Raw genomic sequence first — 23,287 nt, 5'->3', positions numbered from 1 at the left:
CACGCTTCCGTCACCTTGTTGTTTTTGTGTCAATTTAATAATTACAAAATGTTGACTTTTAGCATTGACTTGAATTCTTTATGAATCTTTTATGTAGAATAAAAGCCCAATCAATTGTTAATACAATAATAAAACAATGGATAAAAGTATATTTGAAGAATTTATCGATTATTACATTAAGGCTTGGCAAAATTATACAAACTTTAGTGGTAGAGCTCGCCGCAAAGAATTCTGGTATGTTTTTATCATCAACCTTTTGATTTCCCTTGTCTTGGGTGTTTTCCAGGAAACATTTCTTGGGGCGATCGCCTCTTTGGTTAGTATTATCTATTCCTTAGCCTTTATTTTACCTGGAATAGCCCTTAGCATCAGGCGTTTGCATGATACTGGCCGCAGTGGTTGGTGGCTCTTAATTGGATTTGTACCGATTATTGGTGTAATTGTCTTAATTGTCTTCTTTGCTTCTGATAGTCAACCGGGCCCTAATCAGTATAGTGCTGACACGATGGCATAACTTTTAAAAACTAACCTGCAAAAGGATAAACACCCCAAACCGTTGTTGGTAAAGGGTGTTTTTTAAATCGAAAAATTAAAGGGTGATCGGTCTAGTTGGGGACAACTAAATTTTCAGAGCCATTAACAACTTTAGCCGTAATGATCTTGTCAGCTTTGCTGAGGCTTTCAAGAACATCCTGGCCAGCGACGGTATAGCCAAACACAGAGTAACGACCATCCATCAAGTTAAATCCGGGCGGCGCTAATTCATTATCAAATTTGAAGAAGAAAATCTGGGAAGAACCACCATTGGCATCATCGGCGGGACGGGCCAGGGCCAAGGCACCATAGGCATTAAAAGGAAGATTGATCTCTGCTAGGTAAATGCCGAGGTCTTCTAGGGTTGCCCCATAGGTCGCTTCGTGGTCGCCAGTGAGCATAATTTCCATGGGGATGGCGCGATATTCATTGGTTTTCGGGTCAATGAAACCATCGGCATCACCTTCAGGATCACCCGTTTGCAGAATGTAGAGATCTTCAGCCCGGTTAAACGGTAGGCCATCATAGAAGCCCCGCTGCACCAAATCAACAAAGTTTCCGGCATTAATCGGGGCGTTGTAACCGTCAACGACAACGGTAATGTCCCCTTGGGTGGTTTCGAGTTCGACGGTGGCCCGACCCAATAAGCGCGGTAGATTGGCATAGTCTTCGGGGATCGTGGTCGGATATTCGGCGATCATATTTTCTTCGATCGTACCGACTTTGTTGAGGATTTCCCGACGTTTTGTCCAGATCACTTCACGGTCTTTGGCGGCGATCGCCTCTCTCATGGTGGCGACATCCTGTTCCATTTCGCTCAGGAGCGTTTGGGCCTGTTCCTTAAAGCTCGGTACGACATCTTCGAGGATGCCATCTTGGCTAATGGAGAGGACGCGGCTGGCTTTCTTGGCATTGGCAGCAATCGGCCCCCAGCGTTTCGCCCGTAGATCCTTGGACATAAATTCCATGCTGTCCTGGAGGCGGCGAATGGGCTGATTTTCAATGGGCAGGGCGTAGCGGAGGATGGCTTCGGGATCAGTGATCGCATCCCCTTGGGCGAGGGAGGCGAGGGTAAAGCTCGGTTGCGGTAAAGCCGAGGCTGGTTGGGTCACGCCAAAACAAACGGCGATCGCCAAAGCCACAGATAGGCAATAGTTTAAAAATTTGGTCATGACGGAGGGAAATGAGTTTGTTTGAAAGAGTGCAGTTTGACTGGTCTCTTGTCATATTCTGCGTTTCCCTCTGGGCTTGTCAACAAAACATCACGACTCTTCAGATTCTTGCCACAACAAACCCCCCTGGGCTAACCTAGGAGGGCTGTTTTCTCTTCTTACGAGCCTGGAGAGATTCGAACTCCCGACCTGCTGATCCGTAGTCAGCTGCTCTAATCCGCTGAGCTACAGACCCATGCAGAAGAGTTGTGTTGTTTGACCAACAGTCATCTAATCTAACAGACGTTTTGGGTAAATGCAAGAGTTTTCTGAAAAAAAGATTTCCCTCCCTCCCCTGAGCCATCTCAACGCCCACGGTGAAGCGCAGATGGTGGATGTTTCTGAAAAGAATGTGACGAAACGGGAGGCGATCGCCACGGGGATCATCACCATGAATCGGGATTGTTTTCAGGCGATCCAAGCCGGGGATGCCCCAAAAGGCGATGTTTTAGGTACAGCTCGCATTGCCGGGATCATGGCAGCCAAGCAAACCTCGAACTTAATCCCCATGTGCCACCCGCTACCGATTAAAAAGGTGACGGTAAATTTTATTGCTGACGCAAACTTACCTGGTTATCGCATCGAGGCCAGTGTGACGACCAAATCCGAAACGGGGGTCGAAATGGAGGCGTTGACAGCGGTTTCCGTAGCGGCCTTAACCCTTTATGACATGGCGAAGGCAATGGATAAAGGGATGGTGATTTCTGAGATTCAACTGCTGAAAAAAACCGGGGGCAAATCCGGCGATTATACCCGACAAGCCTGAAGAAAATCCTTGTGATAGGATCACCTGTGTTCCGTAAATGTGATGGGTAAAACCTATGCCTCGCAGTTGGCCGCGCAAACCTGACCGTAAAACTGATCCTGAATTCCGTCGCGCCGAAGACCGGATGAATTTTATTGTCCATGTGATGGTCTACCTCGCGATTAATTCGCCCATTTGGTTTACTGCCATGATTCAAACGACGGTAGAGCGTCCCTGGGTAAAACCGTTTAGCCTTGTTTGGCTGGGCATTCTAGGGTTACACCTGCTTTACATTACGGCGATCGCCGATTATTCGGAGGCTTCCAATGGCTAGCACAATTCAAATCGAAAAACTCGCCGCAGAGATTGGTGAAAATATTTATATCGATGTGTCTGGGTGGCATTTATATTTAGCCGATGCCCATTTACACACCACCGTCGCTGAGAAAATTTTCCCGGCCATTGAAGACCGTACAGTGGACGAAGCAAAAGTGATGGATGTTTTACGCTCGATCCAAGTTCCCCTGGGTGGTAAACAAGCTTTTGTCACCCTGGCCCAACTGATCCCCACCGCCGGCCAAGGGGATCTGCTCAAGCTCCTCGAAGACTATCAAGACAATTGGTAAATTAAAGCGATCAATGGCAGAAATTATTCTGTTAGAAAATGCAGCCGCCACCCAAGCTCTTGGGGTAAAGCTAGGGCAAAGGTTGCCAGAAAATTCAGTAATCTTGCTCAAGGGCGATCTAGGGGCCGGAAAAACAACCCTCACCCAGGGCATCGGTCTCGGCTTGGGAATTACCGAGGCGATCGCCAGTCCGACTTTTACCCTGGTGAACGAATACCACACCGGACGCATTCCCCTCTATCACTTGGATTTGTACCGTCTTGAACCTGCCCAAGTCGATGGTCTCTACCCCGAAACCTACTGGGAAGGCGAAGAATGTGACCCTGGCCTGACGGTCATTGAATGGTCAGAACGCTTACCCTATCTCCCGGAATCTTATTACCAAATTGAATTGAGCCATACCACCAATGACCAGCGGCAAGCGACTGTGTCTGCGGTCAATGCGGATTTAAAATTGCTTGTCTCTTAGAAATTTTCAGCTAAAGTTAAGGACGAACCATCAGCCTGGGGCGCACCATGGAATTTCTCGCAATCTTGATGTCCGGTTTTCTGACAGCCCTTTCCCCAGTGGGCTTGATCCTAGAGGAGGTCAGCGGTAAACGCATTGGCGATCGCCTCCAAGCCGCAGAAACCTTTGAAGTACGGGTCGATAATGTTCCTAGTCACCAACTTCTCAAGGGCAAAATTGACCGCGTTCAGATTGCTAGTCGTGGCGTTGAACTTTTTCCTGGCCTACGTTTTGAGGTGCTAGAACTTGAAACCGATCCCCTCAGTTTTGACCTGGCTAAAGTTCGCAGTGGCAAACCTGGCCCCGGTGTTTTGGATCAGCCCCTCCAGGCAGGCGTGCGCTTTGTTCTCACCGAAACTGATCTCAATCAAGCCTTAACGTCTCCACAAGTTACGGCCTTGATACAACCTCTCATTAATCGTCTGCTCACCCGTCCCGGCAGCACCAATCCACCCCGTTTCCAATTAGAAAATGCCACCGTCGATTTCCTCGGCGAAAACCGTCTCCAGTTCACCGGAGAAATGTTCCAGATCAATCCCGAAACAGGCGAAGCAGAGCGGGCGACGCTCCAACTCAGTTTTACCCTCGGCCTTGCATCTGGTAGCCAATTCCAACTCACAGACTTTGAAGGGGCAGTGAATGATCAACCCCTCCCTCCGCCCCTCCTTAATGGCTTTGCCCAGGGGTTTAGCCGCCGCTTCAATCTGCGGATCTTCCAAGACCGGGGTTTAACGGCCCGCTTTCTCCAACTTCAAACCGGCGATCGCCAAATCCAGGGGGCGATGTTCATTCAGTTGGCTAACCCCACCCCCCAATAAATAACAAAATCTAATCACAGCCCTCAAAATTTTTGAGGTTTTTCTTTGCCCCAATCCATAGATATAAGAGTATAGTTTACCTAGATTGCATAGCCTGAAAACAATATCTAGGACACCGGAGCTCAGTCACCATGGATCAAAACTGGATTGCTTTTCTCATTACCGCTGATGTCATGGCCTTTTTGCTCATTTTGGGATTGCGGACATGGCTCTTACCCGAAGAAAAATAAAAGCTTTCGCGAGAGCTTTCGTCGAATAACGCAAAAAGAAATCCTCCATACCCTGGAGGATCTAATTTATCAATCTCAATTTTGTTTTAGAGCTTTATTTCTGGAACTTATTCCGGAGAAAAATAGCTGTGCCATTCATCGCCAATAACACCACCATCAAAACAATAATCCCCGCTGCTGCCACCGTGTGAAACTCTTCTTGGGGGCGGGAAACCCAGTTAAAGATTTGAATCGGCAGCGCCGTAAATGGCGTCTGGAGCCCTTCTAGGGATAAAGAGGGCAAGAAAGCGATAAAGGTCAAGGCCCCTAGGGTAATTAGCGGGGCTGTTTCACCGATTGCACGGGAAAGGGCCAAGATAGTCCCTGTTAAAATTCCGGGGAGAGCGAGGGGGAAAATTTGCTCCCGTACCACCTGCCATTTGGTCGCTCCGAGGGCTAGACCAGCTTGTCTGAGGCTATCGGGTACAGCCTTGAGAGCTTCGCGGGTTGCGACAATCACAATGGGCAAAATCAATAGGCTGAGGGTTAAAGCACCAGCTAAAACACTGCGTCCCCCTGTCATTGGAGAAAGGAGCCGGACAAAAACCTGTAGTCCCAAAAGACCATAAATAATTGAAGGAACGGCAGCGAGATTGTTGATGTTGACTTCAATGATTTTCGTGAAAGTATTTTCAGCGGAAAATTCCTCTAGGAAGATCCCCGCACCCACACCGATGGGAAAGGTGATTATGGCAGTTAGGATCATCAACCAAATTGTCCCGACAAGGGCTGATTTGAGGCCAGCATCTTCAGGGCGTCTAGAGGGAAAGGAAGTTAACAATTTCCAATCGAGGCGCGGCAGACCATCGAAAAAAACGTCGATCAAGAGAACGGCCAGCACCACAATGCTTAAAATTACAGCGATCCAACTGAGAGTTTGAAATGCGGTATCCCAGCGGTAACGGGTTTTAAGACGAGTATCAAACAGGGTGTTCGTATTTTGAGAATTGGGAGGGTTACTATTCATTCGTATTTCTGTCTATAGCGACGCACAACCCAGTAACTGAGGATGTTTAGGGTCAGGGTGATTAAGAATAAAGATAAACCAACGGCATAAATGGTCTTAAAAGCCAAACTGCCAGCCGGGGCATCCCCAAGACTAACTTGAACAATAAAAGCAGTCATGGTGGCGATGGGCACCGTGGGATTGAGGGTGAGGGTCGGGTTTAAACCAGCGGCAATAGTCACAATCATTGTTTCTCCGACGGCCCTAGAAATGGCCAAAATAAAGGAAGAAACAATCCCGGACAAGGCGGCGGGTAAGACGACATTCACGATGGTTTCTCGTTTGGTGGCCCCCAGTCCGTAGGAACCTTGACGTAGGCTATCGGGCACGGCATAGATTGCATCTTCACTGAGGGAGGCAACCAAGGGCAAAATTGAAATCCCTAACACTAAACCGGCACTCAAGGCATTGAAGGGAGAAAGCCCTGGAATAATCGCCCGTAGCGCTGGGGTCACCAATAACAGGGCAAAATAACCATAGACAACGGAGGGCACCCCTGCCAGAATTTCGAGGGCGGGCTTGAGCCATTTTCGGATCCCAGGGGAAGCATATTCACTTAAGCAAATAGCGGCCAACAGACCCAACGGCAAGGCCACGGAAATGGCGATCGCCGTCGTCATCAGGGTGCCAGAAACCAGCACAAAAATACCAAATTGTGGATCGACAAATAGTGGTGTCCAGCGGGTATCTGTTAGGAAAGTAAACAGGGAAACCTCATTAAAGAAGCCCGCCGCATCGACGACCAATGTGATGACAATTCCAAACGTGGTTAACACTGACACCAGGGCAAATAAACCAAAAAGCCCCACGATTAAACGTTGGCTCCATTTACTAAATGTCCGTGTTGTCCGCCAGAGTCCCGCATCAGCAAGGGGGGGGAAAGGACTAGTTGTCATAATCTTTAAATACTTATGATTTATCTACCAACACCACTGCAAAACAGCGGTATTCATTCAAAGCATAAAGGGAGTCGGGCCTTTTCTGAATGAATCTGCCCCACTCCCCAGCGAAACCTAAAAATAAAACCTAGAGAACTTCACCCAATCGAACACCGACGGTGGAACCACCATTAAAGATCGAACCAGTGGTGCGAGCAGCAAGGCGTTCCTGGGCCTTGGCGTAGATTTCAGAATTGAGGGCAACATAGCCAACTTCAGAAACGAGGGAAGAATTTTCTTCAGCCGTGTAGAAGTCCATGAAGGCTTGAACCTGGGGCTTCTCATCCAAAGACGCTGCACTAACGTAGATGAAAATAGGGCGAGCCAAAGGCTGATAGGTAGAGTCGTCTACCGTCGCAGTGCTAGGAGCCACACAGCCATCACCATTGCTGGGATCGCCGTCATCAATGGCCGCCGCATTCAAGTTATCAGCATTTTCTTCGTAGTAAGCCAAACCGAAATAGCCCATGGCGTTGGGATCATTCACAACCCCTTGGACAACAACGTTGTCATCTTCACTGGCAGTGTAATCACCCCGGCTAGCCCCTTCTTCACCATTGATGGCGTCGGTGAAGTAGTCGAAAGTTCCAGAGTCAGTCCCTGGCCCATAGAGAGTGAGGGGAGCATCCGGGAAGCCTTCCCGTACTTGACTCCAGTTGTTAATTTGAGAATCAGGAGACCAAATGCTAGCCAATTCTTCGGTGGTTAAACAAGTGGCCCAATCGTTTTCGGGGTTAATAACCACGGAGATAGCGTCATAGGCGACGGGAATTTCGATATATTCGATGCCAGCCTGTTCACAAGCTTCGATTTCTTCGGTGGAAATCGGGCGGGAAGCGTTAGAAATATCAGTTTCGCCAGCGCAGAACTTAGAAAATCCACCACCAGTCCCGGAAACCCCAACGGTTACGCGGGTATCGGGGTTTGCGATTTGGAATTCCTCGGCCATGGCTTCGGTAATCGGGAAAACGGTACTAGAACCATCAATGAGGACATCGCCAGACAAACCAGACGCACTATCTGCAGGAGCATCAGTTGTGCCAGTGCCTTCAGTCGGTGTTTGGGTAGTGTTACAAGCTGCAAGTGCAGCGGTAAGGGTGAGGCCAGCAAGACCCAAAGATAAGGTACGGAGGCGAGTAGCGCTCTGTTTCATAGTTTCCTCTATTGTGTACTGTGCAATTAAGCGTAAGTGAGCGATGGATTAAAACTTTTTAGCGAGATCGAGGCTTTCAGGCATTGACTGCTAGTCAGAGATTAAGATTAGAGCGATTTTTCTAGACTTAAACTCTCTGAAGCTCTGATGAATTTGTAAATCTTCGAAAAAATGAATTGAGATTCACAAAACTTTTCAAGATGTTTATACCATAACTACAGAAAATCAATGCAGAATTTATGTTTGTTTTTTCTCTCCTCTCTCCAAAAAGTCCATCAGCCTTAAGCAAAGTTTTTAGGGAGGTTAAATGAAGGTTAATCTTTGCAAAAGTCGAGGTAAATTCAGGGGGAGATTTTCAGCCAAATATCAAGGCAGTGACCAGTTTAATTTGATTTGACTGCTAAAAATCTTAGACGACATTCAGGGCAGCATGGGAGGCATTTAGATTGTTGATGGTTCAAGAAGTAATCTTTTTTTGAAGGACTGACTTAAATCGCGAAAAACCAGTTCACAATAGCATTATTTTAGCAATCGTAAAATAGTTTTTATGCCCAAAAAAATAGTTCCATTCTGACTAAAAGGTAATGTACTTTTTCTAAAAATATTGTACTTTCAGTTTTTATGGAAAGCTGTGGATAAAATGAAGTTAATTCCCAATGGTTATTCACGGCAAGTTTACGGATCAATGCATTGATTGTCTTTTTGGCGATCACCTTTTGGCCGAGGGAGTCGCTGACGCGGGTTCAATCCCCAGAGTTTTGGGAAGCATAAAGTTTTAAAAAGCTTACCGGACAAGGTTTTGGGGGGCGATCGCTAAAAAAATGAAAAAGTCTGCGATACTGGTATCCGGTCAATTGTCAGAAGAGAAAAATTATGGCAGGTAGCGAAGTCAAAGCCGACTATTGGATTAACGAGTACATTACGCCCTGGGACATTTATAGCCACGGGATTACCAAGATTTTGGCCTATAAACAAACCCAATTTCAGGAGATGGCGATCGTTGAAAGCGGTGCCTATGGTAAAGCCCTGGTGCTGGATGGAAAATGGCAGTCCTGTACCGGCGATGAATTTCTCTACCACGAACCCCTTGTTCATCCGGCGATGATTGCCCATGGTGCCCCGAAAAAGGTGTTGATCCTCGGTGCTGGGGAAGGGGCAACCGTGCGGGAAGTGCTGCGTTGGCAGTCCGTCGAAAAGGTGATGATGGTGGATATCGACGGCGAAGTGGTGGAAGCCTGTAAGGAATTCTTGCCGGAGATGCACCAGGGGGTCTTTGATGATCCGCGCCTCGACCTACGCATTGAAGATGCCTTCAAAATTTTAGAAACCACCACCGAAAAGTGGGATGTAATCATCTCTGACTTGTCTGATCCCATCGAAGAAGGCCCTTCCTTTAAGCTCTTTACCAAGGAATATTTCACCCAACTAAAGGATGTGCTCGCGCCCGGTGGCGTTGTGGCGGTGCAGGCAGGCCCTACGGCTCCGGCAAATTTGCGGCTCCACGCGCGGTTGGTGAATACTCTCAAGGCAGTTTATGCCAACGTTTCCTCCTATTCGACACCCATTTCGAGCTACGGCTCCCCTTGGGGGTTTGCAATCTGTACCGATGGGGATTTGAATCTGCGCCCCGACCCGGAAGCCGTGGATCAACTTTTGGCTGAGCAAACCACGGGTGGCTTCAAGATTATCGATGGCTTAACGCTGTTGGGAATGTTGCAAACTTTCCGCCATGTCCGCGAGGCGATCGCCACCCACACCGAAGTCTTTACCCTAGCAGAACCGCCGAAATTCTTTGGGAAAGGTCACAAAGCTCAGTAAGGTACTTTCCTCTTGAAACTCCTCTAACTCCCCTCAAGGGGCCACCCCTCTAGCTCCCCTCTAGGGGAGAGGGTTTTTGGGATTTTTGGGCGGCACGGGCCATGATCCAGGCGAGAACGGCAAGGAAGAGAATGCCCCAGAGACCACCGAGGGGATTCCCATCGACCCCTGTGAGCCAAGGGGAAACACCTTCTTTGGATTGAATTAAGCCGCCCACATTAAAAATGTAATAGCCCCAAACTAAGCCCCCATGGAGACCGATAGGTTTGCCGAGGCGACCGAACCGCGATCGCTTCGCCCAGACCAGAGTTAATCCCAACAAAACCAGACCGGGAAATACCGGAAGCGTTCGGATCATCTCCGGGAGGGGTTTCAAGAAGTGCAAAATCGCAAAGGCAATCGCACTGCCCCAAAGCACTATTTTTGAGCCATAGTCCCGCTCTAGCTCGTCATAAACCCAGCCCCGAAAGACCAATTCTTCTGCGAGGGCCACTCCCAGACCGCTCAAGGCTCCTTCGATCACAATGCGAATCAAGGCCGTTGTGGGGGGAATAATCTCGATAAAACCCAGCACATCTTCAAAAATCAGCAGTGCCCAGGTAAACCCCAGACCGTAGGCCAAACCTGTAACCAAATCCACGCCATTCGCCCGCTGCCACACCAAACCATAGCGCCGGAAGGGTTGCGTTTCCCCGTGGACTTGTTTCACCCAGAAGGGAAGATAGACCAGAAACTCAAGGAACAGCAGTCCCATGGTCAGGATGGTGGTTAGATTCTCGTCGGCGCGAAAAATCAGGTACAACGGGGCCGCGAGGGGAAGCCAGATGATCCCCAAACTCAAGAAAAAAAGTCCCAGCCGCAGGGGTGCTGGGGTGGTTTTACAGAGATGCCAAAATCGTTTCAAGGGAAAAAGTCGTTGAGGTTTGCCACCTTCTATTTAATCTGTTTCTGGGCCGCAATCTGGCGATCGCCTTGATCAAAAAAGCAAAATATCTCTACTCGTCCGGCTCGATGGTGCTGGTGAGGCCGTGCATTTTCAGGGTTTCACAATAAAATTCCGCGTGCTCCTGCACACAGGTGATCACCAGGGCAATGCCGTTGGTGTGGGCTTCCATCATGATACTGACCGCCTGGGGTTGGGTCAGACCGGCCACCGTTTGCATCAAGGTCTGTACCACATGTTCCATGGAGTTAAAGTCGTCGTTATGGAGCAGTACCCGGTAGCGGGGGGCTGGTTTACGGATGGTCGAAGTGGAACGTTGTTCGATCACACCGGTAGACATGATGAAGAAACCTCCTAGGCAATATTGGATTCAAGGGAAAAGATGAACTTTTACTGTCTCGGCAACTGTTGAGTTTTTGCCGCAGTAAACAATGTCACAATCAAAAACCGTCGCTTAGGTTATAGCACAAATTTTACGGGAACCTCACCCGGCGATCGCCCCAGAACCCCCCGGAAGAAAACGATACAATGGCAGTAGTTAACATTTATTTACACAAAAATCTCCGATGAGTGCGACCGTTTCCCCCCATGTTCTCGCTGAAAATCCCCCCAGTCAGTTTTGGCGATGGCGGGGTTACGACATCCACTATGTCCAGGCCGGCACCAGCCAAGGCAAACCGCCCTTGCTCCTCGTCCATGGCTTTGGGGCTTCGACAGATCACTGGCGCAAAAACATTACGGTACTGCAAGAGGATTTTTCGGTGTGGGCGATTGATTTGCTCGGCTTCGGGCGATCGCCAAAGGCTCCCGTTGTTTACAGCGGCGCTCTGTGGCGGGATCAACTGCGGGATTTTATCAATGAAGTCATTGGTGAACCCGTGGTGTTAGCCGGGAATTCCCTGGGGGGTTATGCGTCCCTTTGTGCAGCAGCCCAATGTCCAGAGGTGGCCAAGGGGTTAATTCTCCTCAATAGTGCTGGCCCTTTTAGCGACCAAGTTAAGGCCCAACCTTCACCCTGGAAAAAAGCCCTCCGCAAAGTTCTGTTTAGTCCCCTTTCGACCCAGCTTATTTTCCAATACACCAAACGGCGCGCCACCATCCGTAAAACCCTGCAAAAGGTTTACGTCAACCAAGGGGCGGTGACCGAACGTTTGATCGACGAAATTCAGCGCCCTTCTAATGATCCAGGGGCAGCCAAGGTTTTCGCGGCGGTTTTTAACACCCCAGAAGGAGCCAAAGTCGATCATCTCCTGGAAGCACTAGATCGACCGTTATTGATGATTTGGGGCGAAAAAGATCCCTGGATTCGGGCGCGGGAGCGGGGCGCAAAGTTTAAACAACACTGTCCTAGCCTCGTGGAACATTACCTGGAGTCCGGCCATTGCCCCCATGACGACACACCGGAACTGGTCAATCCTTTAATTCGTGATTGGCTCAACCAAACGTTTTAGGAAATCAAGCAATTTTGGTGCAATGACGATGGCGACCACTTTTAATCTTTCACCCCTCATCCGCATTACCCTGTTGAGTCTCTATGTTTCACTCACAGTCCCGATTCCGTTTTTAGCGGACGTCACCCAAGCCCCTGTTTCGCCAGCACTTCTCTGGGTTGGTTTGGGGTTGGGGGCGATTTTTCTTTACGGTGCCCTCAGTGAAAAAGTCTGTCTGGATGAAACCGGAATTACCGTCACCTATCCGACTTGGTTCCGCTGGCTGACCCGTAAGGGCTGGTCATTGCCCTGGGAAAAAATCGACCAACTGAAAATGCGCACCACGGGTCAAGGGGGCTTGGTTTATTATTTCGTCACCCCAGAACGCGATCGCGCCTATTTGTTACCGATGCGGGTGGCAGGTTTTGCGAAGATGGTGGGCTTGATTGAAGCACAAACCAATATTGATACCAGCGATGTGCGGCCCCTGTCTCAACCGTGGATGTACATGATTTTGCTGGGGTTTACGGTGCTGCTGTGCCTCGTGGATGGTTGGGCGATCGCCACTGCCCTGACTTTGTCCTAAGCTCCGGACATTATCTGCGGTTCTGGGCTTCAGATCTGAGATTTCCTTCTAATGTGGAAACAAAGTCATCTGCAAGGGAAGGAAGAAAAAACATGGTGCGAGTCAAACCTTACCTATTTTGTTTGGCGATCGGGTGTTGGCTGGGTGCGACCCCAGGGGCGATCGCCAACCCGGAACCCGGTTGGGAACCCTGGCGACCCAACGAAACAGAAGACGACAACTGGTCGTTTAGTGCGGGGTTTTCTAATCTGGAACTGGGGGGCTACATGGACTATGAATATACCTGCACCCAAGCCGCTACAGCAGCAGGGCAAGAACCCGTTTTTGAATATCGCTTAAATAGTTTAGTCAAGGCTATTGGCACAGGTCAGGTGCAATATCGCTGCCTCGTCAATGATCAAGTCGTTGCCCAGCACACCAGTACAGCCACCTTAAATGATCAACCCTCTCGCGGTTGTTTGATCGTTCAGAGTGATTTGGGGACGGGTCTTAATGTTAGGCAGGAACCCACTGTCTCAGCGCCAGTTGTAGGCTTTCTCAGCAACGGCAGTCAGATTATGGTGACAGGATCGCCCGCCTATCTCAGTGAAGATGCCACCGGACGAACTTGGCTTTATATTCCCTTTCAGCAGGATTACGCCTGGACATCTGTCATGGCCGAAGCCGGTGGTCACATTAATTACCGCTTCTGTGATTAATCAGGCTCAATTTTTGGTTTGCGATTCCCCAGGCGATCGCCACTGCCTTAACCTAGGCATAACACGCTAAAATCAGGGTTCTGTTTCGGGACTTGGGCGACAGAAAAAGAATGTATTTGCAAACCTTGCACCTCCGTAATTTTCGCAACTACCAGCATCAGCATGTTGATTTTTCGGCCCAAAAAACCATCTTGATCGGCAACAACGCCCAGGGAAAATCAAACCTCCTCGAAGCCGTCGAACTGCTCGCCAGCCTCAAAACCCACCGCACCAGCCGGGACGCCGACCTAGTGAAACAAGGGGAAGCCACCGCCCGCATCCAAGCCCAAATTCAGCGTGGCTATGGCACTGTTGACTTTGATCTTTTGCTCCGCAACCAGGGGGGGCGCACCCTCAAGCTCAATGGCGAAATCCTCCGTCGCCAACTCGATGGCCTCGGTACCCTCAATGCCGTGGAATTTTCCTGCCTTGATTTAGACCTTGTGCGGGGTGGGCCTGACTGTCGTCGCCAATGGATTGATAATCTTTTGATCCAGTTAGAACCTGTCTATGCCCGGATTTTGCAGGAGTATCAACAGGTGCTGAAGCAACGCAATGCCCTCCTAAGGACGGCCAAAAAACTCCACCGGAACCAAGCGGCGATCCCCACTGATTTGACCCAACAGTTGACCCTCTGGGATCTCCAGTTAGCAGCCACAGGTTCGCGGGTCACCAGAAGGCGATCGCGGGGGCTACTCAGACTGATGCCCCTGGCCCAAGCTTGGCACCGTGATATCAGTAGCCAAACCGAAACCTTAGAAATCACCTATTGTCCCAATATTCCCTGGCAACAGGATGACCCCCACCATGTGCAACAGGCCTGCCTCGACAAAATAGAACAACGCCGCCAAGCAGAACAACACCAGGGCAGCAGCATGGTTGGCCCCCACCGGGACGAAATCGAATTTTCCATTAACGGCACCCCCGCCCGCTTCTATGGCTCCCAGGGGCAGCAACGCACCTTGGTTTTAGCGCTCAAACTCGCCGAACTGCAACTCATTGAAACAATCATTGGTGAACCGCCCCTGTTGCTTTTAGATGATGTCCTGGCTGAGCTTGATCCCTCCCGCCAAAATCAACTGCTAGACACGATTCAAACCCGTTTCCAAACCCTGATTACAACCACTCACCTCAATTCCTTTGGGGCAGACTGGCTAAAGCATTCGCAAATTTTGACGGTAAACCAAGGTACCTTACAACCCTACGCCCGTCCCCTGTCGGAAACCTACGGCCCCTGAGGTAGATTGGCTCCCCACGACAGATGACAATCCTGGAATTCGATCATAATGTAAGGATATTTGCTCTTTTTGGTGTGAGCTGACCATGATTGCCAATCCTTCTAGTTCTCCGAGCTTCGATAACGTTACGCCTCTACCCCAGAGTGGTGCTTCGGTACCCATTTCTGTTTATCAACAACTGGCCGAGAAACTCCGGGCCACCCAAGCAGAGATGACAGCCCTCCAGCAGGAAAATCAACAGTTGCGGGTGCACAACCGGAAGCTATATAACCAGGTGCATCAGGTGGTGCAATCTACAGAGCGCCTCAAGGAAATGGTCAACCGCCATGATTTTGGCATTGAGCCACTGCCACCGGTTACGCCCCACCACCGTCCCCCACAGGGAAAGCCAACTGCGAATAATGTGATCGCGGCTCTACCGACACCAGAACCTGTACGGCAGTTTACGACGGTTCCCCCGGAGCAGTTTGAGAGTGGGACGGATTTTGATGCTGGGGTGAGTGCTTGGGTGCTCTTGGTAGCGGCGATCGCCATGATTTTGACAGCATTTGGGGCAGGATACATGGTAGTTTTACCTCTGCTGAACAATAACAACGCCCCATCCCGATAAGCTGGGATTGGTACTTTTTTCTAGACATAATGGCAACAATTCAAGCTTTACGAGGAACAAAGGATATTTTTGCGCCGGAGATCGCCTACTGGCAGCAGGTAGAGGCGGTGGTGCGCGATTGCCTCGGCCGGGCGATGTACCAGGAGATCCGCACGCCCATTTTTGAGCAGACCAGCCTGTTTGAGCGGGGGATCGGTGAGGCGACGGACGTGGTCAGTAAGGAAATGTATTCTTTCACAGACCGGGGCGATCGCCCGATTACCCTCCGGCCTGAAGGGACAGCAGGGGCAGTCCGGGCCTATATTGAGCGGAAATTGTTTGCCCAAGGTGGTGTGCAGCGGCTGTGGTACACAGGGCCAATGTTTCGCTATGAAAGACCCCAAGCGGGCCGTCAACGGCAATTTCACCAGGTGGGGGTCGAGGTGCTTGGCAGTGCGGATCCCCGCGCCGATGTGGAAGTGATGGCGATCGCCACGGAAATTTTGCAGAAACTCGGCCTGAAAAATCTCAGCCTGCAATTAAACTCGGTGGGGAATGGCGGCGATCGCCAACGGTATCGTGAAGCTTTAGTAGACTATCTAACCCCTTTTAAGGCGGATTTAGACGCAGATTCCCAGGAGCGGCTCGAGCGCAATCCCCTGCGCATCTTGGATAGCAAAGATCAAAAAACCCAAGAAATTGCCCAAAATGCCCCCAGTATCCTGGATTATCTGGGGGATGACTCAAAAAAACATTTCGACCAAGTACAAAGCTCCCTCACGGCCCTGGGCATTGATTATGTGTTAAACCCTTGCCTCGTGAGGGGCCTAGACTACTACACCCACACCGCCTTTGAAATCCAATCCAGCGACCTCGGTGCCCAGGCAACGGTCTGTGGGGGCGGACGTTACGACGGCCTCGTGGCAGAATTGGGTGGCCCCGAAACACCAGCAGTGGGTTGGGCCATTGGTTTGGAGCGTTTGGTGATCCTGTTACAACAATTGGGAGAAGCCTCCGGCCCCCAACTAGATTTTTACCTCGTTTCCAAAGGAGAACAGGCCGAGGCCGCCGCTGTGATTTTGGCCCATAAGTTGCGTTTTGCGGGGTTCTCAGTGGAGCTTGATCTCAGTGGCAGTGCCTTTGGGAAGCAATTTAAACGGGCTGACCGCAGTGGGGCGATCGCCTGTTTGGTGCTCGGCGATGAAGAAGCCGTCAACCAGCAGGTACAACTCAAGTGGCTCCAGACCAAGGCCCAAGAAACCCTGGCCCAAGCGGATCTGCTGGGAAATCTTGAGTCATGGCGTCAAAAAATGCAGCAGGCAAAACATTAGAACCCCAGAGGAGGCGTCGATGGTGCACTGGCAATTTCTGCTACAAAAAAAAGGCGATCGCAATTGGGACATCCTCCAGACCGAGACCCTGAGCTTAGCGCCTGGGGAGTATCGTCTAGCTGCCCGGGGCGACGCCCAAGTAGAAATTCACTGTGAGATTTGCTTCCCCCAAGGGCAAAGATCGCAGCGCACAGATGTCACCACCGACCAGGGCTTATTTGCGATCATGCCCCTGCAACACCTCGGTGCTGGAAAGTGGGTGATCATCTGCCGGAGCCTTGAGGTGACTAACCCTTGGGAAAAACGTCTCATGCTCCAGGTCACCCAGCCAACATTTAAGCCGTTGCCGCTGCCCCCAAACCCCAATGTCTTTTCCTTTGAAACAACGTTTTCCTTGGCAGACAGTCACCCAAAAACAGCAGATCAGCCTACCCAAAAAACAAGCGACGATATTCCCCCTCCACGGGAGGAAACAGCAGCAACACCCGTGATGAATTCTTTGGCCGACGCTGACCAAAGTGCAGCAAACCATGAAACGTTAGAAGAATTAGCCGGAGTAGATGAGGCTCCCACTCTGTTAGAAACATCAGAAACATCCACACCCCCAGCATCTCCAGAACCAGACGAAGAGGAACACGCCACCGCCCTGCTAGAAGATTCCCTCACGGCATTGGATGAGCTGCTCAGGGAAGAATTAGAGCCGATTTGGGCAGAAATGGATCAAGTGGCCCAAGCTCAAATTGCCGCTGCACCACCTGCGCCGCCCACTTTGGATATTCCTCCGGCCCCACTCCCCTATCAGATCGTTCTGGCGCAGACCGTTTATCCTTGGGACACAACTCATGCACCGGAACTCCGGGGAGAAATTCAACCCAATCCCGCCGCTGGCGATCGCCAACCAATTTCTGAGCCTGGCACCCTAACGTTTACCCTCCGGGATCCCCAGACAGCCACAGTGGTAACCACCTTAACGGCGGCGATCGCCCTTGATGATTTTCCCTGTGCCTTTAGCCAAACCATTACCATCGATGGGTCTTTGACAACCCTGCTCTTGGTCGGCGAAATTACTTTACACATAGGGGCAGGGGCATTACTCGCCCAGCAAACCTTTAGCCTCATGGCAGATTATGGGGCGATCGCCAGTCAACTCCAAGCAACCGCGCCCCCAAAACCAGACTCCCCAGCGCCAACTACGCCCACACCCAAACCCCTCAAGCTTCCTACCCCTGAGGCCGTGGCCCCTAGTCCCCAGCCTCAAAGTCAGCAAACCCCGACCATTCTGCCCCCCAAGCTCAAAGCCAAAAGCCAAAAGTCAACCACGGGTCTGCAATTGCCCAACTTTACCCCCAAGGCGACTGTGTCTGATGTTCCCCCGTCAGACCAAACTGAACCGACCGATGAAGCACCTGTAAGCTCCTCGGATCATGCCCTAGAAGTCTCAGAAGCTAATGACCCCCAGACAGCGGCACCAGCAATAGACACAGATACTGCTGCACAAAATTCTAATCCCCCTGCTGCCGAAGCCTCAGAAACGCCTCCGGCAGAGGATTTGGATTGGAATTCACGGTTTTTTACCCGGTTAAATGCCCTGGCCGTGGATGGGGAAGATTCCACCTGGTTAATGCCTGAACCGGAACCGCCAACAGTCCCCCCTGAAGCAACCCTAGAAGCAGAGAACCCAACACCGACACCATCGCCCCGCTTGGAAATTGTTGTTGATAGCCTCTGGGATGAGCAACTTGAAGTCCAAAGCCCAGAAGAGGTACCGGAAACAACCCCGGAAACAGCGTCTGAATTCCCTGAGCCGGAAATGCCTTTAGCTCCAGAAACACAAACTAATCCACCACCATTACCAGTCCCAGAACCCCAGCTTCACCTTGATAAAACGGCCTACCAGGTGGCAGATTTAGCCGTCGTTGAGTTGAGTTTACCCGCCGGGGGCGATCGCCTCCATGGACAACTGTGGCTCCAGGATCGCCAAACGCGGGAACTTTTAGCCGGGCCATTTCAACTAATGACCTTTACCCCAGGCCCCGAAGGACGGCTCTATTGTCGCCAAGTGGTTTCGATTCCCCCCGGTGCTTTGGCGTTGAGGTTTGAGGCGATCGCCCTTGACCCCCACTCCCAGCAAGAAAGCCGTAAAGTGAGCCAAGACTGTCAGGTGTTGCCAACCGCAGCCACGAACGGAGACTGGCCTGCCCTCGAATCTGGAGAATCTTGGTGATGTTACCCTTGGGCAAAGGATCGTCCACTCGGTTTGTCTGGCATAACGGAGCATTTTGATGAAAAAACCCATCCTGATCATTGCGAGTTCAATTTTGGCCCTCGGTGTAGTGGGGGGTGGAGCTTTGCTAGCAACGGAAAACTGGTTAGGCCAGCGCCTGGAAACGGAACTCGAAAGCGAACTCACCGAGAGCACGGGCATTGAGGCGGCAGTGGGTCAGACCGAGGTGCAACTCCTCCAACGTCGGGTGATGTTTCATGATTTGGCCTTTGCGAACGTGCCGGGCTTTTCTGGGGAAAATCTATTGGTAATTCGTCACATCGAACTGCAAGAACCCCAACTGCAGGGCAAACCCCTCCAGGTGGCGATCGCCAACCTCGAAGGGGTCACGGTCAACATCGAAGGCGATCTAAATGACTTGCCGGATCCGCGCCTTGTGGGTGCCCTACCCAATGTCAACATCGCCCAATTGATCAAACAACTAGAGCCACAGATCCAAGCTTCCACCACGGCCGATGGTCAACCCACCACGACATTTACGGTGGATCAACTAGCGGTGCAAAATATCCAGGTAAATTTAAACCTCACGGTACCCTGGCAGGAGCAGGCGATCGCCCGGCAGATTACCGTACCGGATGTTAGCCTTACAGGAGTGACGAACCTCAACCTGGGCGACAAATTAGGCGAAAGTCTTGGGGCGGCCCTCACCGAAGAATTATCCTTGTTTTTCTTTGAAGAAATTTTGCCCGGTTCCTTTCAATATGTCCAGGAATCTTTACCCGGAAACCTAGACCTCTCCGGGTTTGAACTGCCGGACACCATCGAAATCCCATCCCCCCAGCGCCCCTAGCCTGACCTTGGGGAACAATTGTGGCGCGTTTGAATTCTTGGCTTTGCAACGGGGTCGTGTAGTCCCTGGAAATTTTGGCTATCCTTAAAGACGGCAAAAGGCGATCGCCACGATTCCGATTTCTAGTTATTTTGTCATTATTTCAAGTGTGAGTATTTTATGGATCAGCGGCCACCATCAATGGGAACTTGCCCCAGAAAAATTACCCAGGCCCGGCAGCAACCTTGGCGTCACCGTCTCCAGGCCTTTTGTCTCGCCCTTGGTTTGGGTGGCCTTTCCCTCGGTATCGATCCCCTCACCGCCCAGGCCCAAGTCAATAATCAACTAGACGAATATTGTCGCCTCAATGCTGGGGCGATCGCCGCTAAAGATCAACGGCGTGCCGCCGCTATCCAAGGTGATCGTAGCGCCCAAGCCGAGTACCAAGCGCTCCTACAACAACACAAAGATCAACTGCAGCGTTGCCGACAAACCTACTGGCCACGGCACCAGGCCATGTGGCTCCGCGTCTATCCTTGCGACACAAAAGCCGGGATGATTGAGCGGATTCTCGATGACATTGTCAATAAAGGTTATGACCAGCTTTATCTCGAAGTCTTTGCCGATAGTCAGGCCCTGTTACCCAAAAACCAAAACAATACCCCCTGGCCGTCCCGCATCCAAACCCCCGGCCTCGAAAATCGCGATGTGATGGCTGAAATCATCGAGAAAGGTCGGGCGCGTGGTCTAGAGGTCTATGCTTGGCTATTTGGGATGAACTACGGCTATGTCTATGGAAATCGGGGCGATCGCCAAAGTGTCATGGCCCGGAATGGTTACGGTGAAACCAGCCTCGACTTTGTCCAAGATGGTGCCCAAGCCTTCGCAGATCCCTACAATGCGATCGCCCAGGCCGACTATAAAAATCTTGTCAATCAGATGCTCCAGCGGCAACCCGATGGCATTTTATTTGATTACATCCGCTACCCCCGTGGTACCGGTGCCCGCTCCGTGGCGGCTTCCGTGGCGGATCTGTGGATCTATAGCCCCGCCTCAGCCCAAGCCCTCTACGACCGCGCCGAAAATCGCCAGGGTCTAACCCTCATCGAAAAATATCTCCGCCAAGGCAACATTACCGTCGGGGATGTGGCGGCAGTTTTAGCCCAATATCCCGAAGAAGGCACGCCCCGGTGGCAGGGTCGAAAAATCCTGGGGGATGAAGCCGATCTAGACGTCAATGCTCTCCATCAACGCCTTGTCGCGGAACTTTGGTATCTCACGGTTAGCCATGCGGCCCAAGGGGTCGTGGATTTTGTGAATAGCGCCGCCGCCCAGGCCCAAAGTCGTAATATTCCTGCGGGGGCCGTATTTTTCCCGGGGGGTAATCAACCCGTGGGCCAACGGGGTTTTGATTCTCGCCTTCAACCTTGGGATAAATTTCCTGGTTCGATGGAATGGCACCCCATGGCCTATGCCGTCTGTGGCAACAGCAGTTGCATCGTTGACGAAATTAACCGGGTGCGTCAGTTTGCCCCAGCGGGGACAAAGATTATTCCGGCCTTGGCGGGAGATTGGAACCGTGCCCAGGATAATCGCCCTTCCCTCAAGGATCAAATGGCCGCCATCAAAGCTAGCTTCCCGGACATTACCCAGGTGAGTCATTTTGCTTACTCTTGGCAGGAACCACAATTTGATAATGACCGCAAATTTTGTCGCGTCTAGAATACTGGGGGGATTGGCTCGGTGACGAGGTACTTAGAGATTCATTGCATAGGTGTCATGAACGATTCAAGCACACCCCACAATAGAATCTAGTCATCGGTAGCCAATTATTTTCCCTAATCTTTTCTCTGTGATGGTTTTGTCGTCATTATCTCGTTTGTCTTCCCGTTTTTTGATTCATCAACCGGAACCTTGGTGGAAGCACGTGGTCGTGGCGATCGCCTATTGTGTTACGGCCCTGTTTTCTCACAATTTTACGGTTTACCCAGAAACAGGTTCGACGCCCATTTGGATTCCGGGGGGGCTAGCGGTGGGCTTCCTGGTCGTGTGGGGACTACCCATGTGGTGGGGGGTCTTGGGGGGCATTTTGGTCGCAGAGATCGTCATTTACCAAGCCTGGCTCAGTGTGCCTAATTTGTTGATGACCCTCGGCATTACGGCGATCGCCACTGCCGGAAAAGTCTTGGCGGCCCATTGGTTGCAAGGTCAAAATCAAAACCGCTATTTTCTAGACCGTCCGGAGACGACCCAAAATTTTATCCTCTACAGTTGTATCCTGAGCCACCTCCCCGTGGCGATCGCCTGTGCCCTCATCGTTTGCCTGGCCGGGAAAGCCCCTTGGTCGCTATACCCAGAAATTGCTGGGACTTGGTTTCTCAGCGACAGCTTTGGCATTCTCATTTTCGCGCCTCTGATTATTGCCACCCAGCATGGCTACCGTGAATTTATCCATCACCTCAAAAAATATTGGTTAGCGGCCATCAGCATCGCCACCCTGACCCTCGGCATTAGTCACCTGGTGATCAACGGCTACCACGGTGAATATCTCCTTGCCCCTCTCCTGGTGTGGACAACCTTTCAGTTTAAAGAAGTTGGCGCAACACTCCTGATGGTGATGATCGTTTTGATGGTGGCGATTAGCACTGTCCAGGGCTATGGCACCTTTGTGGGGGAGTCGTTACGTAATTCCCTACTGCTCTCGCAATTTTTTATTGCCTGCATTGGCCTGATGACGTTGATGTTGATTGCGGTACTAAACGAAAAAAAGCAAGCCAAAGCCGATCTCAAGGCGATGAATCAAACCCTTGCCAGCCAAAATCAACGCCTCGAAGAGCTGGCGACCCAGAAAGAATTGGCCCATCAGCAGCGGGAAAATCTCCTGGTTAAATATAATCAAGCCCTGAAACGACAACTAAACCTTATCCAAGCTAAACAAGCCGCAGAAATGGCGGCCCAGGAAAAGAGTGAATTTCTCGCCAACATGAGCCACGAGATTCGCACGCCCCTAAATGGGGTGATTGGTGTGGCCCAATTGCTACTGACTATGGATCTCAAGGACGATCAAGCAGAATTGGTCGCCATTATTGAAGACAGTGGTAAAACCCTACTGAATATCATCAACGATATCCTTGATTTTCTCCGCATTGAGTCGGGCAGCCTCCGGTTAGAAGCCCGTTGTTTTTCGTTTCAGGAACTGTTGAAATCTGTCTTCACCCTCCTGAAAGTACAGGCCGACCAAAAGGATATTGATTTGCAATATTGTGTGGCGGATTCGATTCCCAATATTTTGATGGGGGATGATCTACGGCTGCGGCAAATTTTGTTTAACCTTTTGGGTAATGCCCTCAAATTTACGGCAACGGGATCTGTGCAATTGGTGATCACAAGCCACACGGTGCCGTCCCTGAGCGACCCTCCAACGGAGGAACTGAGTTTTCAAATTTTAGATACGGGTATTGGCATTCAGGTTGCGCAACTCAATCAACTATTTCAACCCTTTATCCAGGCTGATGCTTCCATTAGTCGTCGCTACGGGGGTAGTGGCTTAGGGTTGGCGATCGCCAAACGTCTGGTGAATCTCATGGGCGGCAAAATTTGGGTTGAGAGCAATGGTGAACTGGCCGGTGATCCACCGCCAGACTGGTTTACCCCCGGTGAACTCGATCCCCAGAGTTATGGTGCTTCTTTTTACTTTACGTTTTTGAGCCATCCCGTCTCGGAGCTAGATGGTGCTCCCAACCCAAATTGAACG

The 23,287-nt window shown here is 50.8% G+C and carries 23 protein-coding genes and 1 tRNA gene; 17 read left to right on the top strand and 7 right to left on the bottom strand.

The window, feature by feature from the left end; translation table 11 throughout:
• Positions 1–136 precede the first annotated feature (136 nt).
• Positions 137–514, top strand: a complete 378-nt coding sequence (locus AACQ84_RS11550; RefSeq protein WP_012307891.1) for a DUF805 domain-containing protein — start codon at positions 137–139, stop codon at positions 512–514.
• Positions 515–605: 91 nt separating this feature from the next.
• On the opposite strand, the gene AACQ84_RS11545 is transcribed toward AACQ84_RS11550, so the two are convergent.
• On the bottom strand, positions 606–1,706 hold the full coding sequence (locus AACQ84_RS11545) for a peptidylprolyl isomerase (RefSeq protein WP_012307890.1): 1,101 nt from the start codon (positions 1,704–1,706) through the stop codon (positions 606–608).
• Between the two features lie 161 nt (positions 1,707–1,867).
• A tRNA-Arg gene (locus tag AACQ84_RS11540) sits at positions 1,868–1,941 on the bottom strand.
• Positions 1,942–2,001: 60 nt separating this feature from the next.
• Between AACQ84_RS11540 and moaC the strand changes: the two genes are divergently transcribed.
• Genes moaC through AACQ84_RS11515 form a run of 5 tightly spaced genes read left to right on the top strand, consistent with a single transcriptional unit; the run spans position 2,002 to position 4,442 of the window.
• The gene (gene moaC, locus AACQ84_RS11535) at positions 2,002–2,511 is read left to right on the top strand and encodes a cyclic pyranopterin monophosphate synthase MoaC (RefSeq protein ID WP_012307889.1); all 510 of its coding nucleotides are present in this window, start codon (positions 2,002–2,004) and stop codon (positions 2,509–2,511) included.
• A 55-nt stretch (positions 2,512–2,566) separates the two neighbouring features.
• A complete protein-coding gene (locus tag AACQ84_RS11530; RefSeq protein ID WP_012307888.1) occupies positions 2,567–2,824 on the top strand; it encodes a 2TM domain-containing protein in 258 nt (85 codons plus the stop codon).
• Complete coding sequence (locus AACQ84_RS11525) at positions 2,817–3,116, top strand: DUF3181 family protein (RefSeq protein WP_012307887.1); 300 nt, start codon at positions 2,817–2,819, stop codon at positions 3,114–3,116. The genes AACQ84_RS11530 and AACQ84_RS11525 overlap by 8 nt, the downstream gene beginning before the upstream one ends.
• Before the next feature lie 13 nt (positions 3,117–3,129).
• Entirely contained in the window at positions 3,130–3,585 is a 456-nt protein-coding gene (gene tsaE, locus AACQ84_RS11520; RefSeq protein ID WP_012307886.1) for a tRNA (adenosine(37)-N6)-threonylcarbamoyltransferase complex ATPase subunit type 1 TsaE, read from the top strand.
• Between the two features lie 47 nt (positions 3,586–3,632).
• Positions 3,633–4,442 carry an LmeA family phospholipid-binding protein gene (locus AACQ84_RS11515; RefSeq protein ID WP_012307885.1) on the top strand — a complete coding sequence of 270 codons (810 nt, stop codon included), beginning with the start codon at positions 3,633–3,635 and terminating at the stop codon, positions 4,440–4,442.
• Positions 4,443–4,766: 324 nt separating this feature from the next.
• Here AACQ84_RS11515 and pstA read toward each other — a convergent pair whose 3' ends face one another.
• The 3 genes from pstA to AACQ84_RS11500 all read right to left on the bottom strand — a co-directional run bounded on the left by pstA (position 4,767) and on the right by AACQ84_RS11500 (position 7,808).
• Positions 4,767–5,678 (bottom strand): phosphate ABC transporter permease PstA, encoded by a 912-nt coding sequence (pstA, locus tag AACQ84_RS11510; protein WP_012307883.1) that lies wholly within the window; start codon positions 5,676–5,678, stop codon positions 4,767–4,769.
• Positions 5,675–6,613 (bottom strand): phosphate ABC transporter permease subunit PstC, encoded by a 939-nt coding sequence (gene pstC, locus AACQ84_RS11505; RefSeq protein ID WP_012307882.1) that lies wholly within the window; start codon positions 6,611–6,613, stop codon positions 5,675–5,677. The genes pstA and pstC overlap by 4 nt, the downstream gene beginning before the upstream one ends.
• Positions 6,614–6,743: 130 nt before the next feature.
• Positions 6,744–7,808 carry a PstS family phosphate ABC transporter substrate-binding protein gene (locus tag AACQ84_RS11500; protein ID WP_012307881.1) on the bottom strand — a complete coding sequence of 355 codons (1,065 nt, stop codon included), beginning with the start codon at positions 7,806–7,808 and terminating at the stop codon, positions 6,744–6,746.
• Positions 7,809–8,681: 873 nt separating this feature from the next.
• Between AACQ84_RS11500 and AACQ84_RS11495 the strand changes: the two genes are divergently transcribed.
• The gene (locus AACQ84_RS11495; protein ID WP_012307880.1) at positions 8,682–9,626 is read left to right on the top strand and encodes a spermidine synthase; all 945 of its coding nucleotides are present in this window, start codon (positions 8,682–8,684) and stop codon (positions 9,624–9,626) included.
• Positions 9,627–9,675: 49 nt separating this feature from the next.
• Here the strand turns inward: AACQ84_RS11495 and AACQ84_RS11490 are convergent, their stop codons facing one another.
• On the bottom strand, positions 9,676–10,530 hold the full coding sequence (locus tag AACQ84_RS11490) for a type II CAAX endopeptidase family protein (protein ID WP_012307879.1): 855 nt from the start codon (positions 10,528–10,530) through the stop codon (positions 9,676–9,678).
• A 91-nt stretch (positions 10,531–10,621) separates the two neighbouring features.
• On the bottom strand, positions 10,622–10,909 hold the full coding sequence (gene clpS, locus AACQ84_RS11485) for an ATP-dependent Clp protease adapter ClpS (RefSeq protein ID WP_012307878.1): 288 nt from the start codon (positions 10,907–10,909) through the stop codon (positions 10,622–10,624).
• Between the two features lie 226 nt (positions 10,910–11,135).
• On the opposite strand from clpS, the gene AACQ84_RS11480 reads away from it, so the two are divergent.
• The 10 genes from AACQ84_RS11480 to AACQ84_RS11435 all read left to right on the top strand — a co-directional run bounded on the left by AACQ84_RS11480 (position 11,136) and on the right by AACQ84_RS11435 (position 23,284).
• A complete protein-coding gene (locus tag AACQ84_RS11480; RefSeq protein WP_012307877.1) occupies positions 11,136–12,020 on the top strand; it encodes an alpha/beta fold hydrolase in 885 nt (294 codons plus the stop codon).
• A 22-nt stretch (positions 12,021–12,042) separates the two neighbouring features.
• Positions 12,043–12,585, top strand: coding sequence for a hypothetical protein (locus AACQ84_RS11475; RefSeq protein WP_041443603.1), 543 nt, complete (start codon positions 12,043–12,045; stop codon positions 12,583–12,585).
• Positions 12,586–12,677: 92 nt separating this feature from the next.
• Positions 12,678–13,283 carry an SH3 domain-containing protein gene (locus AACQ84_RS11470; RefSeq protein WP_041443601.1) on the top strand — a complete coding sequence of 202 codons (606 nt, stop codon included), beginning with the start codon at positions 12,678–12,680 and terminating at the stop codon, positions 13,281–13,283.
• 110 nt (positions 13,284–13,393) lie between these two features.
• Positions 13,394–14,560 carry a DNA replication/repair protein RecF gene (recF, locus tag AACQ84_RS11465; protein WP_012307874.1) on the top strand — a complete coding sequence of 389 codons (1,167 nt, stop codon included), beginning with the start codon at positions 13,394–13,396 and terminating at the stop codon, positions 14,558–14,560.
• A gap of 85 nt (positions 14,561–14,645) precedes the next feature.
• Positions 14,646–15,170: a hypothetical protein gene (locus tag AACQ84_RS11460; RefSeq protein ID WP_012307873.1), complete on the top strand. Its 525-nt coding sequence runs from the start codon at positions 14,646–14,648 to the stop codon at positions 15,168–15,170.
• A gap of 29 nt (positions 15,171–15,199) precedes the next feature.
• Positions 15,200–16,480: a histidine--tRNA ligase gene (gene hisS, locus AACQ84_RS11455; RefSeq protein WP_012307872.1), complete on the top strand. Its 1,281-nt coding sequence runs from the start codon at positions 15,200–15,202 to the stop codon at positions 16,478–16,480.
• Between the two features lie 19 nt (positions 16,481–16,499).
• On the top strand, positions 16,500–18,704 hold the full coding sequence (locus AACQ84_RS11450) for a hypothetical protein (protein WP_012307871.1): 2,205 nt from the start codon (positions 16,500–16,502) through the stop codon (positions 18,702–18,704).
• A 58-nt stretch (positions 18,705–18,762) separates the two neighbouring features.
• Entirely contained in the window at positions 18,763–19,554 is a 792-nt protein-coding gene (locus AACQ84_RS11445; RefSeq protein WP_012307870.1) for a hypothetical protein, read from the top strand.
• Between the two features lie 180 nt (positions 19,555–19,734).
• Complete coding sequence (locus AACQ84_RS11440) at positions 19,735–21,255, top strand: hypothetical protein (RefSeq protein ID WP_012307869.1); 1,521 nt, start codon at positions 19,735–19,737, stop codon at positions 21,253–21,255.
• A gap of 157 nt (positions 21,256–21,412) precedes the next feature.
• Positions 21,413–23,284, top strand: coding sequence for an MASE1 domain-containing protein (locus AACQ84_RS11435; RefSeq protein ID WP_159449835.1), 1,872 nt, complete (start codon positions 21,413–21,415; stop codon positions 23,282–23,284).
• The last annotated feature ends 3 nt before the right edge of the window (positions 23,285–23,287 follow it).

The organism is Picosynechococcus sp. PCC 7002, assembly GCF_963860125.1.
Taxonomy (GTDB): Bacteria; Cyanobacteriota; Cyanobacteriia; order Cyanobacteriales; family MRBY01; genus MRBY01.
The sequence above is the reverse complement of the archived record's forward strand: the minus strand, read 5'-3'. Positions and strand labels throughout refer to the sequence as shown.